The organism is Acinetobacter sp. KS-LM10, from assembly GCF_036896575.1.
GTDB classification, from domain to species: Bacteria; Pseudomonadota; Gammaproteobacteria; order Pseudomonadales; family Moraxellaceae; genus Acinetobacter; species Acinetobacter avistercoris.
The window spans coordinates 2176186-2192706 of sequence record NZ_CP145906.1 but is presented as its reverse complement, the minus strand read 5'-3'; the positions used below and the strand labels follow the sequence as shown (position 1 = coordinate 2192706).

Genomic DNA, 16521 nt, shown 5'->3' with positions numbered 1-16521 from the left:
TACCAAAAAAATGCATTTGAACCACTTTATGGCTGTTTTTTTATACATTGGGGTGGGTTTTGGAATTTTAATGCAATTTGATTTTGGGTGCAATTTTTCGTGTGACAAAATCTTTAGCAGTTAATAATCCAGCATGCGTGTAACCGTAAATGGTCGCTTGGTGTAATCGATACAGAGAGACATACATCGACTTTGCAACAAAACCTTGGACGTTGACTTGACCGAATAACTCACCCACTGCTTTATTCTCACTAAGTGAAACCAAAGAGCCTTTATCTGAGAAATTGAACATAGGCTGTGATTTACCAGCAATTCGAGCTTTCATAGCATCTACTAAGAATGCTGCTTGTTGGCTAGCCACTTGCGCACGCGGTCCTAAAGCTGCTTCACGCGCATCTAAGATACAATGTGCACAATCTCCAAATGCGAAGATATTAGGATCAGATTTAGTTTGTAATGTGGCATAAACATCTAAGCGACCCATACGGTCTTTTTCAAAACCTTCTAAATCTTGAATCACTTTCGGCGTTTTGATACCTGCCGCCCATACTTTAAGTTCAGCTGGAATATGCGTACCATCATTAAAGTAAATATTTTCTGCATCGACTTTTTCAACACGCTTAGACGTAGCGATATCAACATTCATCTTCAAAAGTTGTTTTTTACTGTGCGAAGACATCATTTCAGACAGGGCTGGTAAAATACGATCTGCACCTTCAACCAGGGTAATCTTAACTTTTTCAGGATTAATTTTATTTAATCCATATTTGTAGAAATTCTTTTTCGCTTGCACCAACTCTGCTGCCAATTCAACGCCAGTAGCACCTGCGCCAATAATACCAATGTGTAGCTCTCGATCAGTATCACGATTTTGTGCGTCTAAATATAAGTTCAGTAAATCTTGCTGAAATACGGTGGCTTGATGTGGATTGTCTAGGAAATGACAGTATTCATTAACTCCAGCAGTATTGAAGTCATTTGATACAGAACCGACTGCTAAAATGAGCGTGTCGTAGCTTAGCTCAAACTGTTCAGGCGAAGCTGCCAATTTTGAGCCAATGGTCTTTTTTAAATGAATACTCTTGGTTTGATTTTTAACCTGTTCTAAACGCCCCGCAATAAACTCATAATGATGCTTAGCTGCATGGGCAAAATAGTTGGTTTCTTCATCATTTGGATTCATGGTTCCAGCTGCAATTTCATGTAACAGTGGTTTCCAAATGTGTGTTAGTTTTTGATCAATTAAAGTGATTTTGGCTTTTTTTGATTTACCTAATGTGTCACCTAATTGAGTCGCAAGTTCTAAACCACCTGCGCCACCACCAACAATAACGATATGATGAAGATTCGTCATATTTTTTAACCTTTTGTTATTCTGAGATCAGAAGAGATGGCAGTAATATGCCATCTCTTTGAATTTTTTTGATCATTTTTGTTGTACAAGTTACAGATTTACAATAAAAATTTGCTTAACCCAAAGGGTAGGTTTTGGCTTGCTTTGTAGCGTCAGATCCAAAAGAAAAGATCTGCTGTAACCAAGCAATGAAGCGCTGGAAAACATTGGCCTGTTCGATCTTCACTTCATCTTCAATGAAGAAGGTTTGAATCAATTGATTGTTTTGATAAACCTGAACTTTTGCCAATTGCATCATTTGCGCCAAAGGAGCCGTTAATGCCTGAGTGCTTAACTCAACGTTGAAATGGGTTTGCGTTTTTTGCAAAGGCTCAACTACGCGTAATGTGCCTAATTCATCTGTTTCAACTAAACGATGAGTTTGATTGTCAAAATTATTCATATTGATGACTGCCTTCGAATCATATAAAGATGTCGTCATGATTTTCGGCTGTTTCGCTTCAACTCTAAACAGTTTCAATTTTGATTGAATAACAGGTAATTCAGCGATTAATTGTTTATCTTTAATGGCAATTTCATTGCGCGTATAGCTATAAGCAAGATTCATCAGCTTATGTGCGATTTCTGCACGTTTGAGACCGCTTTTTGCACCGAGTACAACGACAACTAGACGTCGATTCGGCATATCTAACATCAGGGAAGGACGATTCGCAGTGACTGCGATATTGTAACCAGCAGCTTTGGTGAAGCCAGTTTTCAAACCATCTACAGAAGGATCTTGTTTGAGTAGAATATTGGTTGCACGATGATAATGTAAATTATAAGTAAAACTCTGCTGTTTTGAATAATACAAATAATCTGGTGTTTCGGTAGTGACTGCTTGTCCAAGCAATGCCAAATCATATGCAGTCGAAAAATGATCATCCATCGTGATACCCGCTGGATTGGAGAAATGGGTATCAGACATGCCTAAAGCTCGTGCTTCTTGATTCATGCGCTGTACAAACTGAGGAACAGAACCTGAAATTCGTTCAGCTAAACTAACGGCTGCATCATTGGCAGACATTACGACTAAGCCAGCAAGGAGTTGATCAATGCTGATGCGCTCGGTCGTTTTTAAGTACATTTGAGACTCATCCCATTGCACCATATTGACGACAGGCGTCGCCGTTAAAATTTCATTTTTATCCAGTTTACCTGCCTTAATTTCTTTGAGGGCAATATAAGCGACCATCATTTTGGTCAGTGAAGCTGGAGAACGTTTAACATGACTATTATGTTCAGCAATGACTTGACCTGTTTGTGGGTCTAAAACACTCCAAGCTTCGGATTCAATACTGAGTGGGTCGATATCCAGTAATGCGGCATTCACCCACGTTGAACAAAATAAAACAAGGTATACAATAAGAGCAGTAGTGATTTTCAACGGGTTTACCTTTACGAGCCAATCCAATGGCAGAGATATTTTAAGCACTGCGAATGCTAAGCTTTTTTTTTTCTCCTCGCTAGTCAGTTTTGTAGACAATTAAGACGATTCACTCCTCTCTTGTTAAAAAAATGCTAATCTAATTACAAATTAGCTCTTTAGTATTTTAAACACTTATTATGTTGCATTATCAGATCGAATTTGACGACTACCGTCAGCATCTTATTCACGTGACTTTGCGCTTTGTTGCACAGCCGACACAAATCCTTTCTTTACCTACTTGGATTCCTGGAAGTTATCTGATTCGTGAGTTTTCAAAGCACATTGAATCTGTGCGAGCTTATGATGAAGATGGCCGTCTTTTACAAATTCAGAAGACAGACAAGAACAAGTGGAGTCTGTTTAATACTGATTTTGAATTAATCACTGTTGAATACGATGTCTATGCTTATGACTTATCTGTGCGCGGCGCATATGTTGATCAGCATCGTTTATATGTCAATCCTGCATGCGCATGTTTAGGTTTAGAAGGTCAGGAAAATAGTCCAGTTGAAGTTGAAGTTTTTCTACCGAAAGAGTTAAAGCATTTTCAAATTGCAACCGGTATGCCAGCGAAATCATTGGTGAAAGGTCGTTATACACTTAAAGCAAAAAATTATGCAGATTTGATTGATTCACCATTTGAATTGGCAGATCAAACTCGATTTAGTTTTGAAGCGCAGGGGATTGCGCATGAGTTTGTTGTTTCAGGCAAACATTCAATGAATATCGAGCGCATGCATCAAGACATCGAAAAAATTTGCAACACAGAAATTGCAATGTTTGGTTCTGCGCCGTTTGAAAACTATACTTTTATGACTATGGCGACAGGCAATAGTTATGGTGGTTTAGAACATCCAAATAGCACCAGTTTAATTACACCAAGAGATGACCTTCCTCAAGCCAATGAGCCTGAACAACCCTCAAAAGATTATCAACGTTTCTTGGGGCTGTGTAGTCATGAATATTTTCATTCTTGGTTGGTGAAATTCATTCGCCCAGAAAATTTTGTAAACTATGACTTAAACAAAGAAGGTTACACCTCTTTGCTTTGGATTTTTGAAGGTTTTACATCTTATTATGACGATTTGATTTTATTACGTAGTGGTGTAATTAATCAGGCGGCTTATATTGAATTGTTGAAAGCTCAAATTGATCGTTATTTGCAAAATCCAGGACGTGCGATACAAACTGTTGCAGAATCTAGTTTTGATACGTGGATAAAGTTTTATCGTCAAGATGAAAACTCGAATAATGCGGGCACTAGCTATTACAACAAAGGTTGTTTGGTTGCACTGTGTCTAGATTTAGGCTTGCGTTTACGCGGTTCAAGTTTAGATGCACTCATGCGTAAATTGTATGAAAATGCGCAAAATGGCGTGCAGGTAAATGAGCATACAGTCTTTGAACTCTGTAAAGCACTTACAGGTGATGATTGGTCTGAACAAATTAATCATTTGATTAATACCACTGATGAGTTGCCATTGGAGCAATTACTTCCAGAGTTTGGTCTGAGTTATATCCTGAAAAATGATAAATCTTTGCCATTTGGTTTAAAACTTGTGGATAAACCTGAAGGTGTGTTGATTCAGTCAGCACGTCGTGACGGTGCAGCAGTGAAAGCAGGACTTTCTGCACATGACGTGATTATTGCCATTGATGGTTTGAAGGCGACGTCAAAGTTGTTAGATAAATATGCCAAGTTAGAAGGTGTATATACAATTTATGCGTTCCGCCGTGATGAGTTGATGCAGTTTGAAGTGAAGTCTTCAGCGTCTGATTTAACAGAAGTTGAGTTAAAAGTTGAAGATCAAGTTAAAGCTGAGAAATGGCTGAAAGCTTAATTTGAAATTAAATTTCATTAAAACCCCATGCTATGGCATGGGGTTTTTTTGTATTAAACTAATTATTGTGATTGAGTAACTAAGACTCTTGCAAAATTATATTTTTACATCGTTTCTAAATAAAATAAGATTTTATGGTTTTTCGATACAAATATTTTTCGAAGACAATAATTTGAATAACCTGAGTTCTAATGGTCTAAGTTGAAAATATGATTAAATTAATTCTTTGGATCAGAGCGTCAGTATTTTTTAATAGACTTCTTTCGTAAGTTATTATCCACACAACATTATCGTTAGTTTCCCTCTATCTAACTTTCTTCCAAAGGAGAATGAATTTTTAAAGATCAATTTGTTGCCACTCAATAATCATTTTTGATTGGTGAGAGCGTTTAATATGATGAAAGAGCTTTTTGATGTAAAAATCAGTGATGAATTAAAGCGGACGAATGATAGTAAATAATTGAAAATTTTTAGATTTATATGGTGTTTTAAAATAATATTTCATATATCCAACAAAATAACGTTGTTCAATTGGCTGATGATTCTATTGATAATTAAAGGCATTTAAAGTACTTAAAATCAATAAAAGCCCACTTTTATGAGCTTTTATTGATTTAGCAGAAGATAAGTTTGCAGGATAGGAATTTGAGAAACTTAAATCTTAGTTACCACGGTAAGTTGAATAACCATAAGAACTTAACAACAATGGCACATGATAATGATCCAAAGTACCATCTATGGTAAATACCACAGGAATTTCTGGGAAGAAAGTACGCTTATTATTGTCTTTAGACCATTCACCTGTTTTAAAAGTGACTTTATAAACGCCTTTTTTCAAAGTCGAATCTTTTGGATAAAGTTCAGAAATACGACCTTGCTCATTGGTGATACCTTCATTCAATTTAACCCATTTGTCACCTTGTTGCGCTTCAAGAACAACGGCAACTTTAGATGAAGGCAAACCTGTTTCAATATTTAATACATGGACACTTAAAGGGTTTTGAGCCAAAGCTAAACCAGAGAACAGTAATGCACTTGTTGCTAGAATTAATTTTTTCATCATCTTTTCCTTCTCGTTCATTTTGAAATAAAATTAAAGTGTTTTTAAAACTTTTTGAATGCCATCTTGTGCACAGCGGTCATCTTGAACCGAACCACCAGCACCTGCGACACCAACGGCACCGAGCAACTGATTTTTATACATAACTGGAACGCCACCACCGAGTAATAACAACTCAGGTAAGCTATTTAAATTATGTGAATCTGGGTCTTTTTGCGCATTACGCATAAAGTTTAAACTTGACGTTTTAGTTGAATACGCTGTAAAAGCTTTACGCTCTGCTGCAATCAGGTTATGAATACCGATGCTTTCATGACGTTGACTGCTGATGACATTGCCACCTTGATCAAGTACGATGACAGCAGCGGGTTTAGCCTGAGTCGTACAGGTTTGCATAACCTGATTCACAAGTTGATTCGCCAGTTTTAAATCCATTGTATAACTTTGACTGGGTGCTGCTTGAGCAAACGTATTTAAACTCAGTAAGCTGAGTCCACTTAATACGGTACTGAGTGCGGTAATTGAAAGCTTCATAATTATAAAACGCTGTTTTTGATAGTAAACAGCATAATCTCAATTAGAAATAAAGAGGATGACAATTAGATTACGGATTTGTAATCTTAATCTGCCTTCATTGCGTTAGAATACTTAAATGCATATTTTAATTGTAGAAGATGAAGTTAAAATTGCCCAATTTCTTGCCAAAGGCTTACAAGAATCGGGCTACCACTGCACCATCACTCACGATGGGTTGCAGGCGTTGTCATGTTTGAAAGATCAAACCATAGATTTGGTTATTCTAGATGTAATGTTGCCCAAACTCGATGGCTGGCAAGTGCTACAGAACTTAAGAACATTTTCTAAAATACCGGTATTGATGTTGACGGCTAAAGATCATGTATTAGATCGCGTTAAAGGTTTGGAACTGGGTGCAGATGATTATTTGATTAAACCTTTTTCATATGTTGAGCTTTTAGCCCGTGTCAGAAGCTTATTGCGACGAAGTACTCCAGATGAATTAGAGTATTTACAGGTTGGAAGTTTGAGCTTGCATCGTACTCAACGACAAGTTTGCCGTGATAATCAAAAGATTGAATTAACCCAAAAAGAATTTTTGCTGTTGCAATTGCTGATGCAACATCAAGGAGAAACTCTAAGCCGTACGCAAATTGCATCATCTGTATGGAATATTAACTTTGATACAGATACCAACGTGGTTGATGTTGCCATTCGTCGTTTAAGAGCCAAAGTGGATGATTCCTTTCAGCCAAAATTGATTCATACCATACGTGGAATGGGCTATAAGCTGGATATTTTATAATGCGGCCAAGTCATAATTGGAGTTTAACGACTCGATTGAGCATCGCTTTTAGTCTTATATCATTACTCGTCTTTAGTGCGGTCGGCGTATTGTCCTATCAACATATGCGTGTATTGATTGAACAACAACAAGATCAAGCTTTGAAGGCGCGGATTGAGCGCATTGAAGTGTTTTTACAAGATCAAGCCAGTTTTCAAATCTTAGTCAAACATCCACGTTTATATGAAAATATGTTAGGGCAAGAAGATAATTTACTTATTTTAAAAAATCAGAATGAAAGTTTAATTAACATCAATCCATTGAATATTCAGATTCCAAAGTTGGCTCAAACCTCAGGGATTGCTTTTGGTTATAATGCCGCTGATCAAGCGTCCACACGTTTGGCCTATAAGACCGTAGAGTTTAATCAGCAGCCTTATCAATTAATTGCAGCGAAACAACTTAATGAAGGGCAGAGCACCTTAAAGCAATATTTGTATCAACTGATTATATATAGTGCTTTGGGTGTTTTATTGGCCAGTATATTGGGTGCATGGGTTGGGCGCTATTTATTGGCTTCTTTGAAACAGTTAATTGAACAAACACAGCAAATTAATATTCAAAAGTTACATCAAAGAATTGAGGTGAAAAGCCAAAATATAGAAGTTCAGCAGTTGCAAGATGCCATGAATAACATGTTAGATAAAATTCAAACGGGTTATGATCAATTGGCACACTTCTCTGAGGATATCGCACATGAGTTGCGAACGCCGTTGAATAATCTGATGGGGCAGACACAGATTAGTTTGAGCCAGTCTCGGAGCACCGACGAATTCGAGCAATTGTTAGATTCGCATTTAGAAGAATATGAACGTTTAAATAAAATGATTGAAAGCATGTTATTCATTGCACGTTCAACTCAACATGATTATCAAGTTGAGATGCAAGTGGTCGATGTTTCTAAAATGGCACTTGAAATGGTTGATTATTTTGACTTCTTGGCTGAAGACAGAGATATTCAAATTTTAACCAATCTAAGTCCAGAACTTTATGTGTATGGAAATACGGATTTATTAAAACGCGCACTGTCCAATCTCTTGGTTAATGCGATTGATTACGGTCAGCAAGGTCAATCTATTTGGCTTGATAGTGTCGCCGAAAAGGGTCAAGTCAAAATTACAGTGACGACGGCACAAACCTTTATTGATGAACGACATTTTGAACATTTATTTATGCGGTTTTATCAAGTGGATGAGAGTCGCCACCATAAAGCACAAACAGGTGGTTTAGGACTCGCAATTGTCGCATCGATTATGCAACTACATGAGGGTGTTGCTGGCGTCGAAAACTCAGAAAGAGGGGTGAGTTTTAGTCTAGTACTTGATGCGGTGGATTCAAAAAATGAATCAAACTCAAAAATGCTCATTCATTAAATTACTTATGAGTGAGTTTTTTATAAGCAAATGAATAATTTTATATGATGAAAAACGCAGCATAAAAAGCCCACAGAAGTGGGCTTTTTTGCAAAGTGATCTTATTCGCCTGATCTAATTAACCGCGACCACGTCCACGTGGTGCTTTAGAGTTAGGACGCGTAGTTCCGTTGGTTCTACGTTTTGGCTTTTCGCTATCATCCATTTGCCAAATACGTTTTGTACCTGATGTTTTCTTTACAGAACCATCTTTATTCTTACGAACAATCGGTTTTCCGCCTGTACCGCCTGCTTTTTTAACATATGAACGAGAGCGATATGGTTCTTCCGCAGGGATGTTTTGGAAGTCTGGATAAAGTAAAGGTTCAATTTCTTTAGTTTCGCCAGGTTGAAGCCCAAGCTGAACTAAGTCAATAGCACCAATTTTGGTACGAATTAAACGGAGTGTCGGGAAACCAATTGCAGCAGTCATACGACGTACTTGGCGATTACGACCTTCACAAATTGAAATTTCTACCCAAGAGGTGGGTACAGAAGCACGGAAGCGTACAGGAGGATCACGATCCCACAACCATTCTGGTTGTTCAATTAAAGCGGCTTGTGCAGGTAATGTCATACCGTCTTTAAGTTCAACACCTTTACGCAATTGTTCAAGTGAATCTTCTGTAACAGTACCTTCAACTTGTACCACGTAGGTTTTAAACTTTTTATTCGCAGGGTTGGTGATATATTGATTCAGACCACCATGATCTGTCAAAAATACCAAACCTTCTGAGTCCATATCCAAACGACCCGCTAAACGTAGGTCAGGATCGCTAACAAAGTCAGACATTGTCATGTGTGCTTCGTCTTTACGAAATTGGGAAAGAACATCGTAAGGCTTGTTCAGGATAACTATTTTCACTATAACCTACTAAAAATATTAAATAAATTCTTTTGTGATGTTTGGATTTTCGCTTTTATTATCTACGAGGAGAGAAGAGATAAAAAGACTTTAAATCAAAGACCACTATGTTGCGATACTATATCAGATTCTGTTTTATCTTCTTCAACTTTATTCTCTACATGAGATGAATGAAATTAACCTGAATATTTCAATAAGGCTGAAATAGAACATCAAAAATTATAAAAATTAGAATTTAGATAATTTTAATCCGTAGAATTGATCATCGTTATATTTAGAAGGTGCCTAGATACGATAAAAATATGACCAGAGGCTTCTCAGCTAATTAAAATAATATTCACACTCCTTCGGTAAGTCGCTAAATCATTCAAGATAACTGTATATAACTAACTAAGATATAACTCACTAAGTCGCTCAAGTTCTGATGGTGCACATAAAAATATCAGTGCATAAATTTTGATCGTTAAAGATGAGTGAAGAATAGACTATACATTTGAGTTATATCATTTGTTTTCAACCTGAGCCATTCTGCTTAGATGTTTTTATGCTTAATCTCAATTTAAAAGCCACGATATTTTTAGAGAGCAGCTGATTAATAAAGTGAATTTATGAAATATAAAAAAGCCCTAGCATCTTTAGTTTTAATAAGTTCGAGTATTTTTTTGAGTGCATGTCATCCTCCGTCATCTGGAGAGGCTGCCGGCCTTAACTATCCTTATTTATATTGGCAGCTGACTCAAAAAAAGTTACCTGAACAATTGTCTATGCCCGTAAAAGGTGTAAAACCTCAACAGATACAAGATACCTGGGGTGCTGCACGAAGTAATGGACGTACTCATCAAGGTATTGATATTTTTGCCAAGCGCGGGACACCCGTATTGAGCGCAACACAAGGTATCGTACAGAGAGTGGGTTTGAATACACTTGGTGGTCAGGTGGTTTGGATTGTTGGCCCGAATCTGAGTCGACATTATTATGCACATTTAGATGAATATGCGGATCATATTCAAGAAGGCGATTGGGTTGAAGTTGGTGAGGTCATTGGGTATGTTGGAAATACAGGCAATGCTAAAAATACACCGCCACATTTGCATTATGGGATTTATTTGAATGGTGAGGGTGCGATTAATCCTTATCCTTATTTAAAGTAAAATAAAATAAAAATTTAGATTAATTAGCAGCTTATAAATAGTTTAGTCATGATCAATTAAATAAATCAGCAGAAATGAATATACAATTGAAAATTTAACTCGACCCTAAATTTCTAATTTTCCGATAAGTAAATCATGTGTTTGTTGATGATGTAGCTCAGGAATCAATTCGCAAATGAGCCAACCTGAGCAACCTTCAACTTCAGGTAAGTCATATCCATCAAACTGAAAAATTGGTGTATTGCAGTGTAATAACTTGTCAGGATCATCAAATTGACTCATTGAACCGAGTTGTTGAACTAATTTTTATTGTTTGAGCGTTGAAACTTGTAATACAAAGTAGCCTGATTTTTCTACAAGCTGACGTGTTTAGGTAATTTTATCGAGAACAACAGAGACTTTAGCCGGCATTATTCAATACTATCTATGATTAAAAATAATTAACAATATCTATATAAATGATAAAAGCTATTACTTTAATCATCTTATAATTTAGTAGATATTTTTTTTGGAAAGTCGATGAACTACGCATTAATCTTGAATATTTTCATATTCATTGCGTTAATTATATTGCTCATGCAAACCCGTAAGACCGATTGGAGTCTATCGAAAAAAGTATTTGCAAGTTTGTGTTTAGGCGTGATTTTTGGGTTGTGTCTACAGGTAGTTTATGGCTCATCGGCAACAGTTTTAGGTGAATCTATTCAATGGTTTAATATCGTTGGAAATGGTTATGTGAAGCTTTTACAAATGGTCGTTATGCCTTTGGTTTTGGTTTCTATTTTAGGTGCTGTGATTAAGTTGCACAATGCATCTTCATTAGGGAAGATTAGCTTTTTTACCATTGGCACATTATTAGTAACGACATCTATTGCGGCTTTAGTTGGTATATTTGTTACAAACCTTTTTGAATTAAGTGCAGCCGGTTTAGTACAAGGTGCGCAAGAAACCGCACGTTTAGATGCGATTCATACAAATTATATTGCTAAGGTGACAGATCTAAGTATCCCAGAGGTATTTTTATCATTTTTACCAACGAATCCATTTATGGAGCTTACTGGTGCAAAGCCAACCTCTATTATTAGTGTGGTGATTTTTGCGACATTATTGGGTATCGCAGGTCTTAACTTAATTAAAGATGATGCCGAAAAAGGAAAAAGCGTTGTTGTGGCAATTGAAACTTTACAAGCATGGGTAATGAAGCTTGTTCGTTTGGTGATGGCACTGACACCTTATGGCGTTTTTGCGTTAATTACTAAAGTAGTCGCAAGTTCAAACACAGCTGATATCATGAATTTGGGTGGGTTTTTGGTCGCTTCTTATTTAGGTATAACGATTATGTTTGGAGTACATGCAAGTGTATTGATTTTAACAGGCGTTAGCCCAATTCGGTTCTTTAAAAAAGTATTGCCTGTTTTGACGTTTGCATTTACCAGTCGCTCTAGTGCGGCAAGTATTCCTTTAAGTATTGAGGCTCAAACACGACGTTTAGGTATACCTGAATCTATTGCAAGTTTTGCAGCATCTTTTGGAACGACCATTGGTCAAAATGGTTGCGCTGGTTTATATCCTGCAATGCTCGCTGTGATGGTTGCACCGACAGTAGGAATTAATCCTTTAGATCCAGTGTGGATGATCACTTTGGTTTGTGTTGTAACGCTCAGTTCAATTGGAGTAGCTGGTGTAGGTGGTGGAGCTACTTTTGCTGCGCTCATTGTATTGCCTATTATGGGGTTGCCAGTCACCTTAGTTGCTCTTCTCATCTCGATTGAGCCACTGATTGATATGGGGCGGACGGCATTAAATGTCGATGGATCAATGACGGCAGGAATGGTAACGAGTCAGTTGATGGGACAGACAGATAAAGAAATTTTAATGAGTGATGAAAATCTTGAATTATCCAATCGGTAAAGAGTGATGAATCAAAAATATGAGCTGGATCATCTCATTCAGAAAATTCAGTAATACTTTAATACTTTATTTGTTTTAAGCTCAAAAATTTCGATAAATTATTCCACAAATTGACTGTGTCTTTTTTTTAAATTTCAGTGTATCTGTATATAAGCATTTAATTCAGTAAAATATGTCTAAAATTGAGGAATATTTATAATGAAAATGTACCAAGTCGATGCATTCACAACAGAATTATTTAAAGGGAATCCTGCTGCTGTTATTGTAAGCAATGACTGGTTAGACGCATCGATGATGCAAAATATTGCTGCTGAAAATAATTTGGCTGAAACTGCTTTTATCAAAGTAATTGATGATGAAAATTACGAGATTCGCTGGTTTACACCCACCGTTGAAGTTGATTTCTGTGGGCACGCAACACTGGCCAGTAGTTTTGTTTTATTCAAAGACTATACACAAGCGAAAAAGTTAAAATTTCATGTTAAAAATTTAGGTATTTTTGAGATTACTCAGGCCAGCGATGGGATGATTCAAATGAATTTCCCGATTCGTAAACCGTATAAAGTTGAAGATTATCCTGAACTACTCAATGAGGTTATTGATCGACCGATTTTTGAAGTTTATCTAAACCAACAGGCTTATATTTTAGTCTGTGCATCTGAACAAGATGTCATTGAAGCTAAGCCAAACTTAGCGATGATTAATGCGATTGCTGAGGCCTATGAAGTCAGTACGTCAATCACCGCAGCAGCTAGTCCAGACGTCACTATTACAGCGGCATCAAATCATTTTGACTATGTCGCACGCTATTTTGCGCCACACAAAGGAATTAATGAAGATCCTGTCACGGGATCTATGCATACGGGCTTGGCACCTTTATGGGCTGAAAAATTGAATAAGAACAAATTATTGGCATTTCAAAGTTCTAAGCGCGGTGGTGAGCTATATTGTGAGCTTAAAGGTAATGATCGTATTGAAATTTCAGGCTATGCGAAACTGTATATGACTGCTGAACTCAATTTTTGAAATTAGGTGTCATTTTTAAAACTATTTATCATTGTTTAAAACAAGCGTCATCTAGCACAATTAATTTTATTTAAAGTTAGTCATTGTATTTAAAATTAATCGTTCGAATATTGGATTTATTTTAATGTTTGAGCGGTTATTTTTATTCTCCCACCTTAACTTTCATTTTCTACGTCTACGCTAAAAAAATGAAAAATTTCATATTAAAAATTTGGACATTGTATGTTAATGCAGTTTAAAAACTTAAGTTTGTCGTTGCTTCTTATCGGTATAAGTACCAGTGGATTTGCTCAAGCACTGCTGATCAAGACAGAAAATAATATTGAAGAATATAAGTTAGACAATGGTTTGCGCATCATTTTGGCGCCGAACGATAAAGAAAATAAAGTCTTTATGAATGTCGTATATTTCACAGGTGCTTTGAATGACCCACAAGGTAAAGGGGGAATGGCGCATTTGCTTGAGCATTTGGCATTTAAAGGCACGCAGAATGTAAAAGGTGAAGAATTCCAAAGTCGTTTGGATCGATACACATTAATGAATAATGCTAGTACCGATTATTATTCGACCAAGTATACAAGTGTAATGCGACCTGAAAAAACTGCTCTTGAAGGAATGATCTACCTTGAAGCAGAACGCATGGATAAATTGGTTCTACAAGAAAAGTTTGTGCCTGCTGAAATTTCAATCGTAATGCGCGAACGTGAAGTGCGAATGGATCAACCTTTTTCTGTGTTGATGGATGAAATTTGGAAGTCAGCTTATGGGAATAAGCATTTAGGACGTTTGCCTATCGGTGATTTAAATGAACTCCAGTCGATTAAAATGGATGAACTCAATAAGTTCTATCGCTCTTGGTACGCACCCAATAATGCTGTGATTGTGGTGGCTGGTAAGTTTAATAAAGCAGAAATCCTGTCTTCAATTGATAAAAATTTCAGCCCATTAGCTGCGCGCAAAATACCAGAACAAGCTAAAGTTCCAAATCTTGACTCTACGAAATTGGAAAATCGTAAGTTTGTAGTCAACAAAGGCAGTGACTTTGGTAAATTTAATATTTATTTAAATGGTAAAAATGACAAAATTCAAAATGCTTTGGCTTTGTCACCCTATCTATTTACCATGCAACCCAGCGGGCGTTTATATAAAGATGTTGTCGAAACGGGCACGGCAACACAAGTGATCTCATCGACTTGGTTGTCGCAAGATTTTAACCTGGTGTTTATGGGGGCCTTATATGCACCCAACCACGATGAAAAATTGGTATCTGAAAAGCTGGTGAATGGTGTTGAAAAAAAAAATCAGTTTGATGAGACTGAGTTAAAAAGAATTAAAAATCTGGCTCAAAATAGCTATGACAGTATGATGAGTAACTCATCAGCAGTAGGTTCAGTGTTAAGTGACTATGTCGTTTCTAAAAATGGTGATTGGGCAAAATTTTTCAAAGATCAGTCTGACGTTCAAAAAATCAGTTTAAATGAAGTCAATCAAGTAATTAACAATTTCTTGACGCCTCAACATCGTATTTCTGCAGATATTCTCCCTACACCAGAAGATCAAAAAAAAGCACAGCAAAAAAGTCAAGAAACGGAAAAAACCAAAACGCTAGATCAAGTTGCTGAAAAGCCCGAGCCTTTAAAAGATGCGAGTGTTTATAAAGCGGAAGTGGCGCAATTTCTCTCGACATCAAAAGAATATTTGAAAGCGACGGAGCTTAAAATACAACGTGGTGAATTGAAAAATGGCATGAAGTACGCGTTGTTCCCAACCAGTACACGAGATGATAAAACCTATACCACGCTTTCTGTAAATTTTGGTACAGCAGAATCTTTGTTTAATAAAGCTGAGATTATTGATTTTACCTCTTATTTGTTATTGAGAGCTTCAGATAAATATAGCTTGCAAGATATCGCGGATAAGTCGATTGAAGCTGGTGGTCAAGCAAGCGCAAGCTCGTCTGAAAATGGTATGACGATTCAGATTTCAGCAAAAAAAGAAAAATTTGAAGAGTTTTTTAAATATATCGTTGAAGTATTAAAAAATCCTAAATTTGAACAAACTCAATTTGACTTAATTAAGTCTCAAAGTTTATCGAGTTTAAATCGTCCATATACTGAACCTGAAACTGTAGCTGCATTAACGATTTCAAGATTATTGGAAAAATATCAACCAGGTGATTTACGTTATCACTTTGAGCCAGAACTTGCCAAAAAGCAAATTAGTGAAGCGACGGTTGAGCAAGTGAAGCAGTTATATCAAGACTTTTTTGCGCTTAATCATGCACAAATTGCAGTGACAGGTGATTTCAACGCCAAAGCCTTATTGACGTTTTTATCTCAACAATTTGGAAATTGGAGTTCAACTCAACCTTATCAATCTCTAGATATGAAGCATCATGAATATGCTGCTCAAAAAGTTCATGCATTGGCTGAGCAACGCGAGTTCGGTAATTATCAAGGCTTTATGGGATTACCTGTGGGTAATGAGCATCAAGATGCGGCTGCTTTAATTATTTTTAGTCATATTCTCGGCGACTCACAACTCTCTTCACGTTTGGCGATGGAGTTACGTGAGAAAAATGCGTTAGTGTATGGTTTTGGTAGTGATTTAACTTTGAATCAAGATAAGGATGTAGGTGCCTTGATGATCAGTGCAAATTATACGTCAGGAAAATCAGCTCAAGTTTCACAGGTTGTCCATAAAGTATTAACAGATCTGTTGAATAAAGGCGTGACTGAGCAAGAGCTTGAAGCAGCTAAAGCTGACATTATGAAACAGCGTGTCACCTTGCTTGAAGATGAACGCCGAATTCATCGTATGTTGAACTCACAGCTTGAACGTAATAAAAAAATGTTGAGTCGTGAACAACGCGATCAGGAGTTTGCCAAACTCAGCAAAGCAGATATAGATGCTGTGATTAAAAAATATATTAAATTGGATCAGTTTGTAGAGGTGATGGCAGATCAATACGCGAAAAATGAGAGCACTGTTAAGAAATAAATGTATTAAATGAATACAAAAAAAACTCACTATTGGTGAGTTTTTTTTGCTCTACAAATTCAAAGCTTCATAG

General features: G+C 36.7%; 12 protein-coding genes and 1 pseudogene. 7 read left to right on the top strand and 6 right to left on the bottom strand.

Features of this window, described 5'->3' with window-relative positions; genetic code table 11:
- Nucleotides 1-67 precede the first annotated feature (67 nt).
- Nucleotides 68-1354 carry an NAD(P)/FAD-dependent oxidoreductase gene (locus tag V5M36_RS10005; RefSeq protein WP_338558516.1) on the bottom strand — a complete coding sequence of 429 codons (1287 nt, stop codon included), beginning with the start codon at nt 1352-1354 and terminating at the stop codon, nt 68-70.
- Nucleotides 1355-1469: 115 nt separating this feature from the next.
- Nucleotides 1470-2780: a D-alanyl-D-alanine carboxypeptidase family protein gene (locus tag V5M36_RS10000; RefSeq protein ID WP_338558514.1), complete on the bottom strand. Its 1311-nt coding sequence runs from the start codon at nt 2778-2780 to the stop codon at nt 1470-1472.
- 179 nt (nt 2781-2959) lie between these two features.
- Between V5M36_RS10000 and V5M36_RS09995 the strand changes: the two genes are divergently transcribed.
- A complete protein-coding gene (locus V5M36_RS09995) occupies nt 2960-4663 on the top strand; it encodes a M61 family metallopeptidase (RefSeq protein WP_338558512.1) in 1704 nt (567 codons plus the stop codon).
- 661 nt (nt 4664-5324) lie between these two features.
- Here the strand turns inward: V5M36_RS09995 and uraH are convergent.
- Nucleotides 5325-5723 (bottom strand): hydroxyisourate hydrolase, encoded by a 399-nt coding sequence (uraH, locus tag V5M36_RS09990; protein WP_338558509.1) that lies wholly within the window; start codon nt 5721-5723, stop codon nt 5325-5327.
- A gap of 33 nt (nt 5724-5756) precedes the next feature.
- Nucleotides 5757-6257, bottom strand: coding sequence for a GlcG/HbpS family heme-binding protein (locus V5M36_RS09985; protein ID WP_338558507.1), 501 nt, complete (start codon nt 6255-6257; stop codon nt 5757-5759).
- A gap of 118 nt (nt 6258-6375) precedes the next feature.
- Between V5M36_RS09985 and V5M36_RS09980 the strand changes: the two genes are divergently transcribed.
- Together V5M36_RS09980 and V5M36_RS09975 are read left to right on the top strand one after the other, a co-directional pair.
- Nucleotides 6376-7044: a heavy metal response regulator transcription factor gene (locus tag V5M36_RS09980; protein ID WP_338558505.1), complete on the top strand. Its 669-nt coding sequence runs from the start codon at nt 6376-6378 to the stop codon at nt 7042-7044.
- Nucleotides 7044-8456 (top strand): heavy metal sensor histidine kinase, encoded by a 1413-nt coding sequence (locus tag V5M36_RS09975; protein WP_338558503.1) that lies wholly within the window; start codon nt 7044-7046, stop codon nt 8454-8456. Before V5M36_RS09980 ends, V5M36_RS09975 begins: the two co-directional genes overlap by 1 nt.
- 118 nt (nt 8457-8574) lie before the next feature.
- Here the strand turns inward: V5M36_RS09975 and V5M36_RS09970 are convergent, their stop codons facing one another.
- The gene (locus tag V5M36_RS09970; protein ID WP_338558501.1) at nt 8575-9360 is read right to left on the bottom strand and encodes a pseudouridine synthase; all 786 of its coding nucleotides are present in this window, start codon (nt 9358-9360) and stop codon (nt 8575-8577) included.
- Between the two features lie 608 nt (nt 9361-9968).
- On the opposite strand from V5M36_RS09970, the gene V5M36_RS09965 reads away from it, so the two are divergent.
- Nucleotides 9969-10511: a M23 family metallopeptidase gene (locus V5M36_RS09965; RefSeq protein ID WP_338558499.1), complete on the top strand. Its 543-nt coding sequence runs from the start codon at nt 9969-9971 to the stop codon at nt 10509-10511.
- 114 nt (nt 10512-10625) lie between these two features.
- Here the strand turns inward: V5M36_RS09965 and V5M36_RS09960 are convergent.
- Nucleotides 10626-10925, bottom strand: a pseudogene (locus tag V5M36_RS09960) (flavin reductase family protein); the annotation flags it as partial.
- A gap of 105 nt (nt 10926-11030) precedes the next feature.
- Here V5M36_RS09960 and V5M36_RS09955 point away from each other — a divergent pair.
- The 3 genes from V5M36_RS09955 to V5M36_RS09945 all read left to right on the top strand — a co-directional run bounded on the left by V5M36_RS09955 (nt 11031) and on the right by V5M36_RS09945 (nt 16448).
- Entirely contained in the window at nt 11031-12422 is a 1392-nt protein-coding gene (locus V5M36_RS09955; protein ID WP_338558497.1) for an L-cystine transporter, read from the top strand.
- A 198-nt stretch (nt 12423-12620) separates the two neighbouring features.
- Nucleotides 12621-13448 (top strand): PhzF family phenazine biosynthesis protein, encoded by an 828-nt coding sequence (locus V5M36_RS09950; RefSeq protein ID WP_338558494.1) that lies wholly within the window; start codon nt 12621-12623, stop codon nt 13446-13448.
- 222 nt (nt 13449-13670) lie between these two features.
- Nucleotides 13671-16448 carry a M16 family metallopeptidase gene (locus V5M36_RS09945; protein WP_338558492.1) on the top strand — a complete coding sequence of 926 codons (2778 nt, stop codon included), beginning with the start codon at nt 13671-13673 and terminating at the stop codon, nt 16446-16448.
- The last annotated feature ends 73 nt before the right edge of the window (nt 16449-16521 follow it).

Excerpts from the sequence above, each read along its gene's own strand:
- V5M36_RS10005 (WP_338558516.1), bottom strand. The coding sequence starts at position 1,354 with ATGACGAATCTTCATCATATCGTTATTGTTGGTGGTGGCGCAGGTGGT.
- V5M36_RS09995 (WP_338558512.1), top strand. The coding sequence starts at position 2,960 with ATGTTGCATTATCAGATCGAATTTGACGACTACCGTCAGCATCTTATT.
- uraH (WP_338558509.1), bottom strand. The coding sequence starts at position 5,723 with ATGAAAAAATTAATTCTAGCAACAAGTGCATTACTGTTCTCTGGTTTA.
- V5M36_RS09985 (WP_338558507.1), bottom strand. The coding sequence starts at position 6,257 with ATGAAGCTTTCAATTACCGCACTCAGTACCGTATTAAGTGGACTCAGC.
- V5M36_RS09980 (WP_338558505.1), top strand. The coding sequence starts at position 6,376 with ATGCATATTTTAATTGTAGAAGATGAAGTTAAAATTGCCCAATTTCTT.
- V5M36_RS09975 (WP_338558503.1), top strand. The coding sequence starts at position 7,044 with ATGCGGCCAAGTCATAATTGGAGTTTAACGACTCGATTGAGCATCGCT.
- V5M36_RS09965 (WP_338558499.1), top strand. The coding sequence starts at position 9,969 with ATGAAATATAAAAAAGCCCTAGCATCTTTAGTTTTAATAAGTTCGAGT.
- V5M36_RS09955 (WP_338558497.1), top strand. The coding sequence starts at position 11,031 with ATGAACTACGCATTAATCTTGAATATTTTCATATTCATTGCGTTAATT.
- V5M36_RS09950 (WP_338558494.1), top strand. The coding sequence starts at position 12,621 with ATGAAAATGTACCAAGTCGATGCATTCACAACAGAATTATTTAAAGGG.
- V5M36_RS09945 (WP_338558492.1), top strand. The coding sequence starts at position 13,671 with ATGTTAATGCAGTTTAAAAACTTAAGTTTGTCGTTGCTTCTTATCGGT.